The sequence below is a fragment of the Streptomyces sp. BHT-5-2 genome (assembly GCF_019774615.1).
Taxonomy (GTDB): domain Bacteria; phylum Actinomycetota; class Actinomycetes; order Streptomycetales; family Streptomycetaceae; genus Streptomyces.
The window spans coordinates 3,312,256-3,326,641 of sequence record NZ_CP081496.1; the positions used below are offsets into that span (position 1 = coordinate 3,312,256).

Consider the following 14,386-nt stretch of genomic DNA (forward strand, 5'->3'; position numbering starts at 1 on the left):
GGGAAACATCACCTGCGGCACATACGGAGCGTCACTCGCATCGCGCCGTGCGTTACGGGACAAAAGGTGGCATTTGCGCGATGATCGACTTATGCCCTGGAGTCCCCGAAAACGTGGTGGTCCAAGGACCGATCCGAATCGCTCCGCGCACCGTGTCTCTGGTAGAGGGGCGCTTTCGACCGCAGATGAGGAACTCCTGCGCACGCTGTACGCCGAGCACGCAGGGGCCCTGTTCCACTACGTGCTGCGTCTGACCTCAGGAGATCGGCAATGGGCAGAGGATGTGGTGCAGGAGACGCTGCTGCGGGCGTGGCAGCATCCCGCCGCGTTCGACCCGGCCCGCGGCCCGGCCCGGGCTTGGCTGTGTACCGTCGCCCGGCACCTGGTCATCGACGCCCACCGGGCCCGGCAGGCCAGACCGGCCGAGGTCGGTGGCGAGGCCCTTCAGCGGGCCACCGAGCAGACGCCGGGCGAGGACCAGATCGAGCAGGCGCTGCAGAGCTGGGCGGTTGCCGACGCCGTCCGGTCGCTGTCCCCGGACCACCGCGCCGTGCTGCTGGAGACCTACTACCGGGGCCGGACCATGACGGAGGCCGCGCAGGTGCTGGGCATCCCGCTGGGCACCGTGAAGTCGCGGACGCACTACGCCCTGCGCGCCCTGCGGCTGGCGCTGGAGGAACGGGGCATCGAGCCATGACCGGGACGGGCAGGAGGTGGCGACCATGAGTGCGGAGCACGACGCCCTCCGGTTGGCGCTGGGGGGATACGTCCTGGGCACGCTGCCCTCGGCGGAACGGGAACAGGTGCGCATCCACCTCGCGGAATGCGCCGAGTGCCAGGCCGAACACAGCCGGCTGGCGGGGTTGCCCGCGCTGCTGGCCACGGTGACCGAAGCCGAAGCCGCAGGACGGACAGTGCCGGCGGCCGACGGAGACCTGGTCGACCGGCTGGTGGCACGGGCAGCCGAGAGCGCGCGGGGCCCACTGCCCGAACGGCCCGCCGCCCCCGCGGTGTCGAAGGAGCCGGCAGGGGGTGTGCTGGAGAGGCTCCTCCGACAGGCCGCGGCCAGACGCCGCAGGACCTGGCGACTACAACTGGCCGGCGCCGCCGCCTCGCTGACGCTCATCGCGGCAGCGGCCGGCGGTACTTGGCTGGCGGCCATCGGCTCCGTGGGCAGTCAGGCGACGCCGCCCGGGCCGACCGCACCGGCTGTCTGGCGCACCTTCTCCGGAAGCGATGCCACCACCGGCGTCAGCGCCTCGGTGAAGGTCTCGCCCTCTGCCTGGGGCAGCGTTCTGCAGGTCTCCGCCAAGGGGGCACCTGCCGGAATCACCTGCCGGCTGCAGGCGGTCGGACCCGGCGGAGCCAGGACGGACGGCGCCACCTGGCGGGCGGGCCAGTATCCTCCCGGCACCACGATCCCAGGGGCGGTTGCCATGTCCCCGGGAACCATCGACCACTTCGAGATCATCGCAGGCAACGGTCAGAAGATGGTCACCATCAGGGCGTGAGGCGCGGCCGGGGCCGTCATGTCACGGGACCGGTGCCCCTCACCCCGGCTCGGGCGAACCGGCTGCGTCCGCGGCCGACTTGACGCGGGCCGGGACACTCGTCCGACCCTGCGGCGCGACGTTGCCGCGGGGCCGTCCGGTAGAGCGCGTGGCGAGGGAACGAGCCTCCGGTGCCCGGTCCGACCGGGTACGGCATCGAGCCCCTGCTGAGGCAAGTGAGCCCAGCCAGGCCACCGACAGGGACATCACCCACAAGAAGTCGAGCAAAAGAGGCGAACAGCCTGAACCGTTCGATGCGCGTCGCACGTGGAACTGAATGAGCGCGCCTCTTCAGGAGCCGGCCCACCGACAGCTCCGAAGTTGCCGGGCGTCTCCCCCGTTCCGCTCTACGCACATCCACAGAAGAGCCAGAAGACCATGTCTGTGACCGATTTCCCCAGCCCGAGCCCACTGCTCGGCCGGCCCCGCCGCCACGAGGCGCTGCTCACCCTGCCCGCGCAGGAGGCACACGTCGCCGCCGCCCGTCACCTCGCGGCCGCTCTGCTGGAGACCTGGAGCGTGCCCGCAAGTGAGCGGGACTCCGCCGTTCTCATCGTCGACGAACTCGCCGCCAACGCCGCCCAGTACGGCCGCGAGCGCATGACCCTGCTGCTCGTCCTCGACGACGGCACTCTGCACATCGTGGTAACCGACTCCGGCACGGCGGTGGAACGGCATCGCCGCGACGTCGCCCCCGACGAACACGGTCGCGGCACCGGCATCGTCCAGTGCCTCGCCCAGTCGACCGAGGTCCACCAGACACGCAGCGGCCGCGAGGTCCGCGCATGCCTCAGGTACGCGCCATGACCGGGCCGGTCGTTCGGCGCGGACTGCGGGCCCTGGTCGAGGTCGGCGCCGCAGCACAGCGACGCGTCACCGCGGTTGACTGCGACGCCGGGTCACCCGACGGCCCCGCCGGGTGGGCCTTCGCGCCCCACAAGCCGTTCCCCGTCGACGGCTGCCCCGGCCCGGCCCCGCCGCCCCTGCGGTCCGCGGCACACCCACCGGCCCTCGATCACGGCGCCTCCGACCAGGAGACGACGCCGCGGCGCCGGACCGTAGCCACCGGCGGAGGTGTGAGCATGCACGTCACCCCGAACAGCGGTGAGGCAATCGCCGCCCCGCCCCCGCACCAGGCGTACGCGAATGCGCCGGACCTGCGCCGCGAGATGCACCAGGTGCTCGCCATCGGAGCCGAACGCGACGGCCGCCGGGCCAGGCCCGTATCCGGCCCCCCGATCGATGCGACAGCCGCCGAACGCGCCTGGCTGCTACGCCGGGCAGCGCTCATGGACCGGATGGCCCTCGATGACCCCGGCCCCGGCCCCGCCGCAGCCGCCGCCGAGACCGCCGAGCAACTCGTCCGGCACGACCGGCGCCACCCCGACCTGGTGGCCGGCCCGCACCACCCCGACACGGCCACGCCCGCCCCCGACCACCGCCGCTACGTCCGCCAGGAGTACGCGGCCTGGACGGCTGCCGGGCGCCCCGGAACCTGAATCGCCCCCGATCCGACAGGGAGGAGGACACATGACCCGCAAGGACATCGACATCCGGCACGCCCTCGCGGCAGCCGGCCCGCTCCACTCGCCTCGCCTCAGATGCCCGACAGTCGTGTGTGAACACCACGCCGGTCGGCAACAGGAACGGTCACGCCAGGGAACGCCGAGGAACGCACCATGGCCGAACGCGAAACCCCATCGGCTGTTCCGCGTGCCCGAACGCGGTTGCTCCCAGGGGCAGCGGCCGAGCGTCCATCCGGCCCGAACGCCCCCACACGCCCCGCCGGCCCGACAGCCGACAACGGATTCACGTGTGAAACCTGGCTGGGCGACACCGTGGGAATCTCCCGATGGCGCGGGCGATGGGCGCAGGTGAAACCGCCGTGCCCAGTGCGCCGGGTGACCTCTTCCCAGACACACGCGCACAAGGCCACGGGCACTTCCGCTCCCGCCGCTGTCGCGCAGGAACAAGCGGCACGGATCACTGAAACAGACACGAGGACCGAGACGTTCGAAGGAGTGGTGTGACGATGTTCCGCAACGCGCTGGAACCCTGGCACCTGCTGATCCTGGTCGCGGTGGTGATTTTGCTCTTCGGCTCGAAGAAACTGCCTGACACGGCCCGGGCGTTGGGCAGGTCCATGCGGATCCTCAAGAGAGAGACCCAGGCCATGAAGGACGACGACGCCTCGAACGAGCCACGCCCCGACCCTGGTCCTGCGCCGGGACCGCGGACGATCTCGAACGCTCCCGGAGGAAGCTCCACCGCCCGCACCGCGCCCACGGACAGCACGACCGGCCACTGAGTCCGAGGATTTCCGGTCCGCCGCACGAGATGAGGACGTGCCGTGCCCCAGTCAGCCCGCAACAAGGAGAAGCATCCCGAGAGTCGGATGCCGCTCGCGGAGCACCTCCGTGAGCTCCGCAACCGGCTCGCCAAGGCCGTCCTTGCCATCCTGGTCGTCACGATCGCCGCGGCCTTCTCCTACAAGGGCATCGTAAACTTCTTCACCAGGCCGGTGTTGGACTCGGTCGGCTGCCCGACGTCCTTCGCCGATCTGGCCAGACAGACCGCGGACACCACCTGCGCGCGGATCACGATCAGCGGCCTGCTCGCGCCCTTCACCCTGGCACTGAAGGTGTCCCTGATGGCCGGCGTCGTGCTGGCCTCGCCGGTATGGCTGTACCAGCTGTGGGCGTTCGTCGCCCCCGGCCTGCACAGGCACGAGCGGAAGTATGCCTACGCGTTCGTCGGCGCGGGCGTCCCGCTCTTCTTCGGCGGCGCCTTCTTCGCCTACAAGGTGCTGCCCACGACCGCGAAGGTGTTGATCGGCTTCACCCCGCACGGGGTGGCCAACCTGCTGCCGCTGGACGACCTGCTCGACCTCGTCACCCGCATGGTGGTGGTCTTTGGTCTCGCTTTCGAGATGCCGCTGCTGCTGGTGATGCTGAACCTCACCGGAGTGTGGTCCGGCCGGCGGATGCTCGGCAGGTGGCGGGGCATGGTCATGGGGATCGCGGTCTTTGCGGCCGTGGCGACACCGAGCACGGACCCGCTGTCCATGCTGGCGTTGGCCGCGCCGATCTGGGCGCTCTACTTCTCCGCCGTTGTCTTTTCGCTTGTCAACGACCGGCGCAGGGCCGGAAGAGAGGCAGCGGGACCCGGCGCCGACGAGCCCTCCGACCTCGATCTCACACCGCAGGACATCGGCGAGGTGGAACCGGTGTCCGCCGACCAGGCCCCACCCACGCAGCCGGACGCGGCCAGAACTCACGCCCATCAGCAAGGTCGGCAACAGGCCGCACGGGAAACCTGCCGCTCGCGACGCGAGGACAGATACCCCGGTGCAGCAACTGACTGTCGACGTCCGCCCCGGTCTTGACCACGGACGACCTTGAGCGGAACCGGGAGTGGTGCCCTCGGATGCCTCCTCGGGCAGCCGAGAAGGCACCCAGGACTTGACTGTGGTCCGTCACGCCAGTTCTGCGGTGATCTGCCAGAACGGCAGGAGAACCCGGTCGTTCTCGTCGACGGCCACAAGGCCGTCCTGTTCCGAGGCGTCCGAGACGGGGGACGCCAGCTTCTGCCATTCCTGGTGGGTCAAACCGGTGGTGTAGTGGCGAGGCTCCATGCGCCGGATCACCCAGTCGTCCTGGAAAGCCTCGCGCAGGCTGCGCTCGTCCGTGGCGGCCGGCATCTCCAGGTAGGCGGCCAACTCGCCACGGAAGCACAGGACATGAAGCCTCGCGCCGGGTGCGCACACCTGACGCAGGCCGGCCAGGTACGCCCGCCGCTGATCGGCGTCCAGGCAGTGCAGCATGGCACTGTCGACGGCTGTGCGGAAGCCACCAGGGACACCACTGGCGTGCAGTTCCGTCGCGTCGGCGACGACGAAGGTCACCGGGCTGCCTGCGGCCACTGCCTTGGCTCGGCTGCGCTCGATCGCGGAGGGGGCGGCGTCGAAAGCGGTCACCTCATGACCTTTACCGGCCAAGAACAGGGCGTTGTCCCCGAGACCGCAGCCGCATTCCAGAACCGGCCCGGTGATTTCCCCTGCCGCCTCCAACTCGACGACCAGCGGCTGGGGGGCGTCCAGTTGCCACGGGATCAGGTCCGACCGGCGGTCGTCCGCTCCGAAGGCGACCTCACGCCCCTGGTACATCGCCTCGAAGTCCAATGCCGGCTCCTGGCCGCCTTGGTGGTCATGCGTGGTGTGCAGATCGGTCATTCAACCCTCACCTCTTCTAGTAGACGAGGTTGTTCACTAAAGCGAGTGTAGGCAGAAGGGAACGCCAGCGTCTACTGTCGAGCCCATGGCAGGAAGTGCGACACCCGGCCGCCGCCGGGGTACGGAACTGGAACACGCGATCTACGTCGCGACGCTCGACGAGCTGGCCGCGAACGGCTACGGCCGACTCACCATGGACGGCATCGCCGCCCGTGCCGGCACGGGCAAGGCCGCGCTCTACCGGCGCTGGCCCGGTAAGCAGCCCCTGGTTCTGGACGCCCTGCACCACGCCCTGCCCCCGCTGCCCGAACCGAACCCGGAGCGCTCCGCCCGGGACAACCTCGCCGGCGCGCTGGGCGCCTTGAACGACGTACTGGCGGGCAGGACTCTCGTACCAGGCATCGAGTTCATCGTCGACATGCTGCACGAGCCGGAACTGCGTGCCATGTTCGCCGAAAGGGTCATCACGCCACGCCTGGAGCGCATCGAAGCCATCCTGCGCGCGGGCGTCCACAGCGGCGAGCTCGAACCCGAGGTCGTACACCCGCTGGCCGCCCGCACCGGTCCCGCGCTGATACTGCAGAGCTTTCTGCTCACCGGCGAACCACCGGGCCCCCGGGAGATCGACCTCATCATCGACACCGTGCTCCGTCGAGTGACCACCTGACGGGCAGGCGGTACGCACTCCCTCCTGTCCGGCCGGTTCGGATTTCCCAATGGCGGCCGGTTATAGGGGGGAGACGACTGGCCGCCGATGCATCGGGGGTGAATGCCTCCGAACTGGTTCGGTGTGTCCATTCCAGCAAGGAGATCCATCGGTTCAGTAGACGATTGACACGATCCGGCAGGCTGCTTCGGCCAGTTCACGGTCGCCGTCGATCCGGGCGCGAGCCAGTGCGGTGTCCGGCTGAATGCCGCGGGTGCACAACCGCCATGCGGTTTCCGTATCCAGCTCGACGAGCGCGTCGGGGCGTTTGTTGTCCGGCTCGGCAAGTGACCAGGCGTCTGCGGTGGCCGTCGCCGTCCAAGTGCCACCGGCCAACGCGTCGATCCGCACCTGGACCTGCGTGCCGGTGGGCGCGATGACCTCGCGCAGGGTGTGGGGCAGGGCCCGCATGAAGGTGTCCAGGACCACTGAGAGGAGGCGCGGATCAGAGTCGGTGGCCTGGCCGACGGCGTGGCGGATCTGCTGGCGGTGGGTCCAGAACTCGGTGAGGTCGCGGGCGCTGTCCAGCCACATCGGTGCCGGATCGACGCCGGCCCAGGAGACTCCCAGGGACGGGGCGTCAGGGTCGGTGGCCTCGAAGTGGTGGGCGATCTGCTCCCCGATCAGGCCGAGGGTGTCGGTGAGCACGGCCGGGCTCACTCGGCGGTAGGCGTCGACCCATTCCTGGTTGATGCGGTGGATGAACGCCTCCAGGGTTTCGCCCGGCACAAAGGTGGGGCCCTCCTGGTGATCGTCGCGGTCCCGGGCGAGCCGCCCGTAGAAGTCGCCCAGGATATGGGCGGCGAGATCGCGCACGGTCCAGCCCGGCAGCGCCTCCCTGCCCCAGTCAGTGGGTGCCAGGCCGCGCAGCGTGGCCATCAGAGCGGCCTGCTCCGGCGCGAACAAAGAGCGGGCATCGATCGGGGCACCGAGCCAGGGGTGGCTCGGCATGTCATTGAGCTGGGTTTTCATGGCTCAACCATGCCAACCATGCGGCCGGTTCGCTAAGGGCTGTCCGATGGGTCCGTGTGACGCTCTGCTTGCCAGGCCGTTAAGGGCCGTCCGACCGGGGGCGTCCTCAGCCGTGCTGTGCCGGAACCACCTTCACCGGACGATGCGTGGCTCCCTCGGCACCAGGTCCGTGGTCGTGACACAGGGCACGGAGGAGGACCAAGTCGCCTTCCTCGACGGGCTTGCTGCCGTTCGCGGGCACCTTGGCCGTGATGATCGCGTGCCCGTTTCCGTCACTGATGACCTTGACTCCGCTCCTGCGCAGCGAACGCATGACGTCGAAGGCGGGGACGGTCCTGCGGTTGACGCAGTGGTTAGGTCCCCTGCGCCTCGATCACGCATTTCGGGAGCGGCGGAGACCCGACACTGCCACGCGGACACACCCCTGCCCATCCCAGGCCGAGACCACACCGCACACTACAGCCGCCGGTTGGGCTACGTGCGAGGGGCTCGCGCATGGTTGGGCCCGTTGCGCTCGGCAGCGGGCCCAACCCACGGCGGCCGAGTGGCATCCCACCCGACGTGCGGGTTCTGTCAGCGGTTGTCGTGGAGTTCCTGGTGCATCTGCGGCTGGTCGTCCTGGTCGTGGGTGAGGGCGTAGCGTTCGACGGCGTTGAACGCCTTGGACGCCACCCCGAGGATTTCCTTGTAGGGGTTGACGCCGACGGTGTCCTTGGCGGTGCCTCCCAGGAGGCCGCCGCCGATGCTGCTGATGACGTCGTGGCCGGTGGCGAGCGGCTTGCCTGCCAGGTCCAGGACACTGCGCGGGAGGCCCGCCATGTCGGCGTACTTGTCGGTGAGTGCCACGCGGACCATGGCCATGTAGGCGTCGTGTGCGCCCGGTGGCAGGAACTTCCGGTAGAAGTCGACGGCCTGCTTGGTCATGAAGACTCCGTCGTCGGTCTTCTGCCATTCGGTGTCCCGCTGGGAGTTCCACAGGCGCTCGACCTCGTCGGCATCCTTGGGCAGCAGCCACTTCTCCGGGGTGCCGAGGTAGTGGTTGACGTAGTGCCAGGCGCAGATGAATCCGTGGGCGTCGTCGCGGGAGACGTCGATGCCGAGGTGTTTCATTGCCTGGAGGATCTGGGTGCTGAAGACGAAGGAGGCGCCGGTGGTGTATTTCTGCGAGACCGGTTCGCCCCACTTCTCGTAGTTCCACTCGCCGCTCTTCTTGTGCAGTTGCCGGACCGAGGCGTGGACCAGGCGGACCTTGGTGACGGTCGCGGCCAGCGACCCGTCCCGCAGCGCGTTCTTGTTGCCCATGTCCAGGAAGAGGCGGGAGGACTGTGACAGTCGCCGGCCGGGGCCTTCGACGCCGCCCAGGCGGCCGGTCGAGCGGAGGGTGAAGGCGCCGGTGGGGGAAAGGTAGGTGCCGATGAGCCCGACGGTGCCCTGGAGCATGGACGCCTCGCCGTGGTGGTGGGCGAAGAAACCCTCCGCGGCCTTGACGTCTTGCTGGCTCCAGCCTGGCGGCTCGCCCGCGGCCGTGTCCAGGAACTCGCGCAGCCGCTGCGGCAGGTGCGAGTTGTCCTGGCCTGGCTTCAGCGTCCCGATCGTGCGGAACAGGCCGTTGACGCCATCGACCTCCTTGTTGTCGATCAGGTCGGACACCAAGACATCGGCGAGTGGGTCACCTGCCTTGTTCGCCGCTTCCAACTCCGTCGCGACCGTTTCAACCGTCAAAGCCACCGTGTGGAGCTCCATTCATCGTCGTCAAGGAAATACGCCACAGACAGGCGCAGCTCGATCTCTCCGCCGGCCAGCTCCGACCGCCACAGGGCGTGAGGCACGCATCGCCTCACGCCCAGCCGCACGGAAACCGAGCTAGTGGGCCTCACCAGGAGATCGACCGGATCCGGGGCAAGATCTCCGGCCGCAATCCTGCCCACTATCGATCTGACCGACGATCCCTCGATCGAGGTATCAGGGCGTACGCCCCCGCGCATCAGGGCGCACGTCCCGGAACGCGCGAACCCGGCATGACCCAAGGGCGGGTGCAGGGCCGCGGCTTCCGGCCCTCGGTTCCGAGGCCGGCATGTTGCGTATTGAGTTCGTAAACGCGTGCGAGGAGCGGTCGCCCGCCCTGGGTGCGTGGTTCGGGGAGGTCGAGTGGGGCGGGCCTGCGGCTGGGGGTGGTCGCCGACTCCTGGCGTGTCATGCCTGGCCGGGCGTGCGACAGGGAGGCGTGAGCGCTGACGCTGCTCGTCCGAAGCGCCGATCCCCGGCGACCGTCAGTGGCGGCCTGCCGTCCCCGGAGCATCAGTCTCCGCTGCTTTGCCGCAGGCAGCGGCGGTGGTTTCGGTCGTCTTGGCCGCACACCCACTTCCAACTCCATGGCTACATCTCGCTCTTGAGCGAGTACTCATCGTGACGGAATCGTTGGTCGCGCTCAGGGCTTCCCGTTCGGTCCAGGCGAATCGCCATGCCTGTGTCGACGCGGGTCGGATGAGCATGTCCCCTTCCGAGAAGAGAACGGAGAGGCAATGAAGCTCAGGCACAGTGTCGCGGCCGTCATCGTCGCGTGCGGACTGGCAGTGACCGGTGTTGCGGGAACCGGTGCGGCACAGGCGGCCGCGCCGGCCTCCGCGTCGGCCGGCCACGGGGTGCGGGCGGCGGACCAGCTGTCCCTGCAGCAACTGCTCGATGCGGCCGCGGACGAGGTCCACATGACGTTCCCGAACGCCACGCTCATGGTGGCCGACGGCAGTTCGCCCATCGGCCCGACCCAGGACATGTCGCAGGTGACCGACTGGCGGCTCGTCTACAACACCGGCGACGGCGCCTCCCGCATCAAGTCGATCGAACTCCACGCCACGCTTGAGGGCGAGATCGACCAGCCGATCTACCACACCTCGTCGTGGGCAGGCGTCATGCCGATCACCAGCCAGGCCGGCCCGACACCCGACGAGGCGTACAGCATCCTCCAGGACGCCGGACACGGGGACGCCTACCAATACGTCTCGCTGGTCAAGCCCCTCGTGGCCCGGCCGCACCTGCAATACCACTTCTCCAACATCCGCGGCGGCTGCGACGGATACGCGGTGAACGTCGACGACCTCGCCGTCAACCCCATCTGCGGCTGACCGGCACGTCTCACGCAACGGCGGAGTACGGCCGGACCGCGCCCTCCCCCGCCGCGCCGCTACAGGGATCAGTGCGTCCGGACAGGAAGACGGGGTCGACACCCCTCCCGCGGAAGGAGACAGGAAAATGACGCAGGGCGACGAACAGTACTCCGACAACCTCGACGACTTCCTCAAGAAGATCACGCTGTGGTACGAGACCGACCACGAGGGCTTCAAGACCATGTACGACGCGGCGGTCGCCAACGTCGTGCCGTACCCGGAGGACACTCCCGAAGAAGTGCGCTGCGACTGGAAGGGCAAGGGCATCCAGTTCCTGTGCGACTTCTTCACGGAGTGGTACCACTGGAAGACGGGGGTCAACAACGGGCTGGACTACATCGAGAAGTTCAGTTGGATCAACTACGAGAACGACTACGGCATGGTCTTCGTGACGTCCGGCCCGGGGTTCAAAATGACCGCCGACTTCACACATCTGCAAGGGAAGCAGATGGACGACGACGGGCCGGAGGGACAGAAACTCATTCAGAAGTGGGTCGACGAGCTCGGGCCGAAGCGCATGGCCGACTTCAGGCCCGGGCCCTGGCGGACCTTCAACGACTTCTTCGTCCGGGAGTTGCAGGACGGCAAACGGCCGATCGACTACAAGGACGACGACAGCGTGGTGGTCGCCCCGGCCGACTGCGTCATCAACATGATCGTTGATGAGCTGACCGAGGAAACGCCGATCCCGGTCAAGACGGTGACCATGAACGTCAGGCAGTTGCTCGGCGACTCCGACTACGCCGAGATGTTCATCGGCGGTACTGCGGTGTCGTGCATCCTGATGCCCGACTCGTACCACTGGTACCACTCCCCGGTGAGGGGCCAGGTGGTGGAGGCCCGTGAAGACATCAGGGGCGTCTACTACGGGATGCGCGACTTCCCCGAACTGCTCAACAAGGGGAACGTCGGCTACGGGTATGACTACGAGATGTTCGACAACTTCCGCCGGGGATACCTCATCATCAAGACCTGGTACCCGGACACCCAGGGAAAGAACAACGAGGTGGGGTTCGTCGGGCTCGTACCCGTCGGTCTCAACTCGATCGCCTCCGTGAACTTCAGGGAGAAGTTCCAAGGTCTCGGGCCGGGCCTCGCGATGCCGGTCGAGGTCGAAAAGGGCGAGCAGATCGGGAACTTCAAGTACGGCGGGTCGCTGAACATCCTGCTGTTCGAGAAGGGCCGGTTCCCCGCACTGCAACTGCTCCAGGGACAGCGCATCGGAGTCCTGGACCAGCCGGAACGGACGGCCGGACTGTTCACCGGCTCCTACCACACGCAGTCCCGGCGCCGCCGCCCTCTGGCTCCCTGACCCCGAATGCCGAACGGAAGGTGGCTCATGTCCGCAGACCTCGTCGCCTCGATTCCGGCGAACATCCCCAACACCCAGCGGATCGACTTCCACACCCCGGACACCAAGAAGGCCCGCTCCTACTCCGGACACGTGCACATCGACAGCAAGGAGCATCCGGGGACCAAGAACCACCTGTTCTACTGGTTCTTCGAGAGCCAGACCTGCAACCCCCACGTCGCGGTCCACGACCAACAGGACCTCATCAGCCAGACACCGCTACTGATCTGGCTCAACGGCGGGCCCGGCGCCTCCTCGCTGCTGGGACTGTTCCTGGAGAACGGACCGCTGTCCATCGGCGCCGACGCCGCGGGAACAGTGTCGGTGACCGCCAACAGCTGGAACCAGGAAGCGCACGTCGTCTTCTGGGACCAGCCCGTCGGAACCGGATACAGCTACTCCGACGTCGGCGAGTACGTCCGGAGCGAGAACGCTCTCGGCGAGATGTTCTGGCAAGCCCTGCAGGAGTTCTTCAGCACGCACCCGGAGTACGCGCAATGCCCGGTGTACGTCTGCGGGGAGAGCTACGCCGGCAAGTACGTGCCGACGATCGCCCTGGCGATCGACAGGCAGAACCGCCGGAAGACCGGCGGACGGCACATCAATCTCAAGGGCGTCTCCGTCGGCAACGGCTGGATCAAACCCGAGCTGTCGCTCCGCGCCATGATCGACTACGTCTACACGACCGGGCTCCTCGGCATCAGCCAGCGGGACGCCCTGTACGAGGCCCACGCCGACTACCAGGCCGCCCTCGACGCCGGAGAGATGGCGAAGGCCACCAAGCTCGGCAACGACCTGGTCACCACGACCCTGGCGTACGGGGGAAACTTCGACATCTACGACGTGCGACGGTGGGACGACCTACCCATGGGCGCGCTGCGCGCCTACCTCGACAGCAAGAACGTGAAGGAAGCCCTGCACGTCCCGGCGGACGTCACCTGGCAGTGCGCAGACAACGAGGGCCCGGTCGCCGAATGGCTGGTGGACGACAACATGGCCGACTGCTCCGGGCAGTACGCCGAGCTCCTCGACAAGGGCTACAAGGCCCTGCTCTACACCGGGAACTTCGACACCGCCTGTGGATACCGGAGCACGGAGGAGATCCTCGACGACCTCATGCGGCAGAAAGGCGAGCACGCGCACGCGGAGTGGCGCAACGCGCCCCGCATGATCTGGACACAGGCACAGGGGAACCCGAAGGGATTCGTGCGCCACCACAGGAACCTGACGCAGGTCAGCGTGCCCGGTGCCGGGCACCAGGTGCCGGCGTTCCAGCCGCAGATCTGCCGGGAGATGCTCTACAACTGGCTCTTCGATCGCCCCTTCCCCGGCTACGACCCGCAGCAGTCGCTCAAGCACCGCAACGGCACCCTCGGCCTGCGGAAGGCATGAACGCACCCGTACGGCCTCCGACCGCCGCCGGCACCGACTGACGGGCCGGGCCGGCGGGGAGTTGTCCCTGCCGGCCCGGCCCGATCACGTCGCACCGGGGCGTGACGGCGAGGTGATGCGCCACGGCGCAGAATTCGCGATGCTGCGCGACCTGTACCTGCGCCTGTCCGGCGAGCTGCCGACCCCAGTCGTGCCTCAGGCCATGTAACCGCCGTCGATGTCGAGCACGGCCCCGTTCACATACGACGCCCCAGGGCTCGCGAGGAAGACGATGCCTGCCGCGATCTCCTCCGGACGCCCGAACCGCCCCATGGGGTTGGCCGCGCGCTGAGCATCCGCGAAGTCCCCTTCCGGCGGGTTCATGTCGGTGGCCACGCAGCCGGGCTGGACGACATTGACCGTGATACCCCGCGGCGCCAGGTCCCGGGCCGCACCCTTGCTGTAGCCGACGATCGCGGCCTTGGTCGCCGCATAGTCGGCCACGCCCGGGAAGCCGGCGCGAGCGGCCAGGGTCGAGCCGACCGTGATGATCCGCCCGCCCTCCTCAAGGACACCGGCCGCGGCACGGATGGCCGAGGCGACACCCCCGACGTTGACCGCCAACTGCCGGTCGAACGCCGCGAGATCGCCCTCGGCGTCGTCCACCGGGCCATTGACCGACACGCCCGCGTTGTTCACCAGGATGTCCAGCCGCCCGAAGTCCGACGCCACGGCGGCCACCAGATCGGCCACCTGCCGCCGCTCGGCCTGGTCTGCGCGGTAGGCGGCCGCCCGGACATCGGCCTTCTCCAGCTGCGCCACCACCGCGTCGGCCCGCTCCCGCGACGCCGTGTAGCTGATCGCCACCGCGGCCCCCTCGGCGGCCAGCGCCCGCGCGGCAGCCGCCCCGATCCCCCGCGAACCCCCGGTCACCAGAGCCACCTTGCCCGCCAACGCCCCGCCCGCAAGCACGTCCGTAGTCATGTCGACGTCCCCACTCCCTACCACCGCTGCCACTGCCGCTGCGTTGCTCATCCCGCA

14 protein-coding genes are annotated in these 14,386 nt (G+C 68.5%); 10 read left to right on the top strand and 4 right to left on the bottom strand.

Annotation, left to right across the window (positions count from 1 at the left end; genetic code table 11):
• The first annotated feature begins 91 nt into the window (after nucleotides 1–91).
• From K2224_RS14785 to tatC, 6 genes are all read left to right on the top strand, one after another.
• Entirely contained in the window at nucleotides 92–697 is a 606-nt protein-coding gene (locus K2224_RS14785) for a sigma-70 family RNA polymerase sigma factor (protein WP_221906987.1), read from the top strand.
• 25 nt (nucleotides 698–722) lie between these two features.
• Nucleotides 723–1,511, top strand: coding sequence for an anti-sigma factor (locus tag K2224_RS14790; protein WP_221906988.1), 789 nt, complete (start codon nucleotides 723–725; stop codon nucleotides 1,509–1,511).
• A 417-nt stretch (nucleotides 1,512–1,928) separates the two neighbouring features.
• Nucleotides 1,929–2,357, top strand: a complete 429-nt coding sequence (locus K2224_RS14795) for an ATP-binding protein (RefSeq protein ID WP_221906989.1) — start codon at nucleotides 1,929–1,931, stop codon at nucleotides 2,355–2,357.
• On the top strand, nucleotides 2,336–3,049 hold the full coding sequence (locus K2224_RS40495; RefSeq protein ID WP_260692639.1) for a hypothetical protein: 714 nt from the start codon (nucleotides 2,336–2,338) through the stop codon (nucleotides 3,047–3,049). The genes K2224_RS14795 and K2224_RS40495 overlap by 22 nt, the downstream gene beginning before the upstream one ends.
• Before the next feature lie 533 nt (nucleotides 3,050–3,582).
• Nucleotides 3,583–3,858, top strand: a complete 276-nt coding sequence (gene tatA / locus K2224_RS14805) for a Sec-independent protein translocase subunit TatA (RefSeq protein WP_221906990.1) — start codon at nucleotides 3,583–3,585, stop codon at nucleotides 3,856–3,858.
• A 42-nt stretch (nucleotides 3,859–3,900) separates the two neighbouring features.
• A complete protein-coding gene (gene tatC / locus K2224_RS14810) occupies nucleotides 3,901–4,935 on the top strand; it encodes a twin-arginine translocase subunit TatC (RefSeq protein WP_221906991.1) in 1,035 nt (344 codons plus the stop codon).
• Between the two features lie 90 nt (nucleotides 4,936–5,025).
• Here the strand turns inward: tatC and K2224_RS14815 are convergent, their stop codons facing one another.
• Nucleotides 5,026–5,781 carry a class I SAM-dependent methyltransferase gene (locus tag K2224_RS14815; RefSeq protein WP_221906992.1) on the bottom strand — a complete coding sequence of 252 codons (756 nt, stop codon included), beginning with the start codon at nucleotides 5,779–5,781 and terminating at the stop codon, nucleotides 5,026–5,028.
• An 85-nt stretch (nucleotides 5,782–5,866) separates the two neighbouring features.
• Between K2224_RS14815 and K2224_RS14820 the strand changes: the two genes are divergently transcribed.
• Nucleotides 5,867–6,448, top strand: a complete 582-nt coding sequence (locus K2224_RS14820) for a TetR/AcrR family transcriptional regulator (RefSeq protein WP_221906993.1) — start codon at nucleotides 5,867–5,869, stop codon at nucleotides 6,446–6,448.
• Nucleotides 6,449–6,601: 153 nt separating this feature from the next.
• Here K2224_RS14820 and K2224_RS14825 read toward each other — a convergent pair whose 3' ends face one another.
• Both K2224_RS14825 and K2224_RS14830 read right to left on the bottom strand, forming a co-directional pair.
• The gene (locus tag K2224_RS14825) at nucleotides 6,602–7,459 is read right to left on the bottom strand and encodes a maleylpyruvate isomerase family mycothiol-dependent enzyme (RefSeq protein WP_221906994.1); all 858 of its coding nucleotides are present in this window, start codon (nucleotides 7,457–7,459) and stop codon (nucleotides 6,602–6,604) included.
• Nucleotides 7,460–8,032: 573 nt separating this feature from the next.
• Nucleotides 8,033–9,187: an oxygenase MpaB family protein gene (locus K2224_RS14830; protein ID WP_260692641.1), complete on the bottom strand. Its 1,155-nt coding sequence runs from the start codon at nucleotides 9,185–9,187 to the stop codon at nucleotides 8,033–8,035.
• Nucleotides 9,188–9,981: 794 nt separating this feature from the next.
• Between K2224_RS14830 and K2224_RS14835 the strand changes: the two genes are divergently transcribed.
• The 3 genes from K2224_RS14835 to K2224_RS14845 all read left to right on the top strand — a co-directional run bounded on the left by K2224_RS14835 (nucleotide 9,982) and on the right by K2224_RS14845 (nucleotide 13,366).
• The gene (locus K2224_RS14835; protein ID WP_221906996.1) at nucleotides 9,982–10,581 is read left to right on the top strand and encodes a hypothetical protein; all 600 of its coding nucleotides are present in this window, start codon (nucleotides 9,982–9,984) and stop codon (nucleotides 10,579–10,581) included.
• Between the two features lie 127 nt (nucleotides 10,582–10,708).
• The gene (locus K2224_RS14840; RefSeq protein ID WP_260692644.1) at nucleotides 10,709–11,935 is read left to right on the top strand and encodes a phosphatidylserine decarboxylase; all 1,227 of its coding nucleotides are present in this window, start codon (nucleotides 10,709–10,711) and stop codon (nucleotides 11,933–11,935) included.
• 27 nt (nucleotides 11,936–11,962) lie between these two features.
• The gene (locus K2224_RS14845) at nucleotides 11,963–13,366 is read left to right on the top strand and encodes a S10 family peptidase (protein ID WP_221906997.1); all 1,404 of its coding nucleotides are present in this window, start codon (nucleotides 11,963–11,965) and stop codon (nucleotides 13,364–13,366) included.
• Nucleotides 13,367–13,561: 195 nt separating this feature from the next.
• On the opposite strand, the gene K2224_RS14850 is transcribed toward K2224_RS14845, so the two are convergent.
• Complete coding sequence (locus K2224_RS14850; RefSeq protein ID WP_221906998.1) at nucleotides 13,562–14,329, bottom strand: SDR family NAD(P)-dependent oxidoreductase; 768 nt, start codon at nucleotides 14,327–14,329, stop codon at nucleotides 13,562–13,564.
• Between the last annotated feature and the right edge of the window lie 57 nt (nucleotides 14,330–14,386).

Coding starts and splice junctions, on each gene's coding strand:
- K2224_RS14785 (WP_221906987.1), top strand. CDS start 92: ATGCCCTGGAGTCCCCGAAAACGTGGTGGTCCAAGGACCGATCCGAAT.
- K2224_RS14790 (WP_221906988.1), top strand. CDS start 723: ATGAGTGCGGAGCACGACGCCCTCCGGTTGGCGCTGGGGGGATACGTC.
- K2224_RS14795 (WP_221906989.1), top strand. CDS start 1,929: ATGTCTGTGACCGATTTCCCCAGCCCGAGCCCACTGCTCGGCCGGCCC.
- K2224_RS40495 (WP_260692639.1), top strand. CDS start 2,336: ATGCCTCAGGTACGCGCCATGACCGGGCCGGTCGTTCGGCGCGGACTG.
- tatA (WP_221906990.1), top strand. CDS start 3,583: ATGTTCCGCAACGCGCTGGAACCCTGGCACCTGCTGATCCTGGTCGCG.
- K2224_RS14815 (WP_221906992.1), bottom strand. CDS start 5,781: ATGACCGATCTGCACACCACGCATGACCACCAAGGCGGCCAGGAGCCG.
- K2224_RS14820 (WP_221906993.1), top strand. CDS start 5,867: ATGGCAGGAAGTGCGACACCCGGCCGCCGCCGGGGTACGGAACTGGAA.
- K2224_RS14825 (WP_221906994.1), bottom strand. CDS start 7,459: ATGAAAACCCAGCTCAATGACATGCCGAGCCACCCCTGGCTCGGTGCC.
- K2224_RS14835 (WP_221906996.1), top strand. CDS start 9,982: ATGAAGCTCAGGCACAGTGTCGCGGCCGTCATCGTCGCGTGCGGACTG.
- K2224_RS14840 (WP_260692644.1), top strand. CDS start 10,709: ATGACGCAGGGCGACGAACAGTACTCCGACAACCTCGACGACTTCCTC.
- K2224_RS14845 (WP_221906997.1), top strand. CDS start 11,963: ATGTCCGCAGACCTCGTCGCCTCGATTCCGGCGAACATCCCCAACACC.
- K2224_RS14850 (WP_221906998.1), bottom strand. CDS start 14,329: ATGACTACGGACGTGCTTGCGGGCGGGGCGTTGGCGGGCAAGGTGGCT.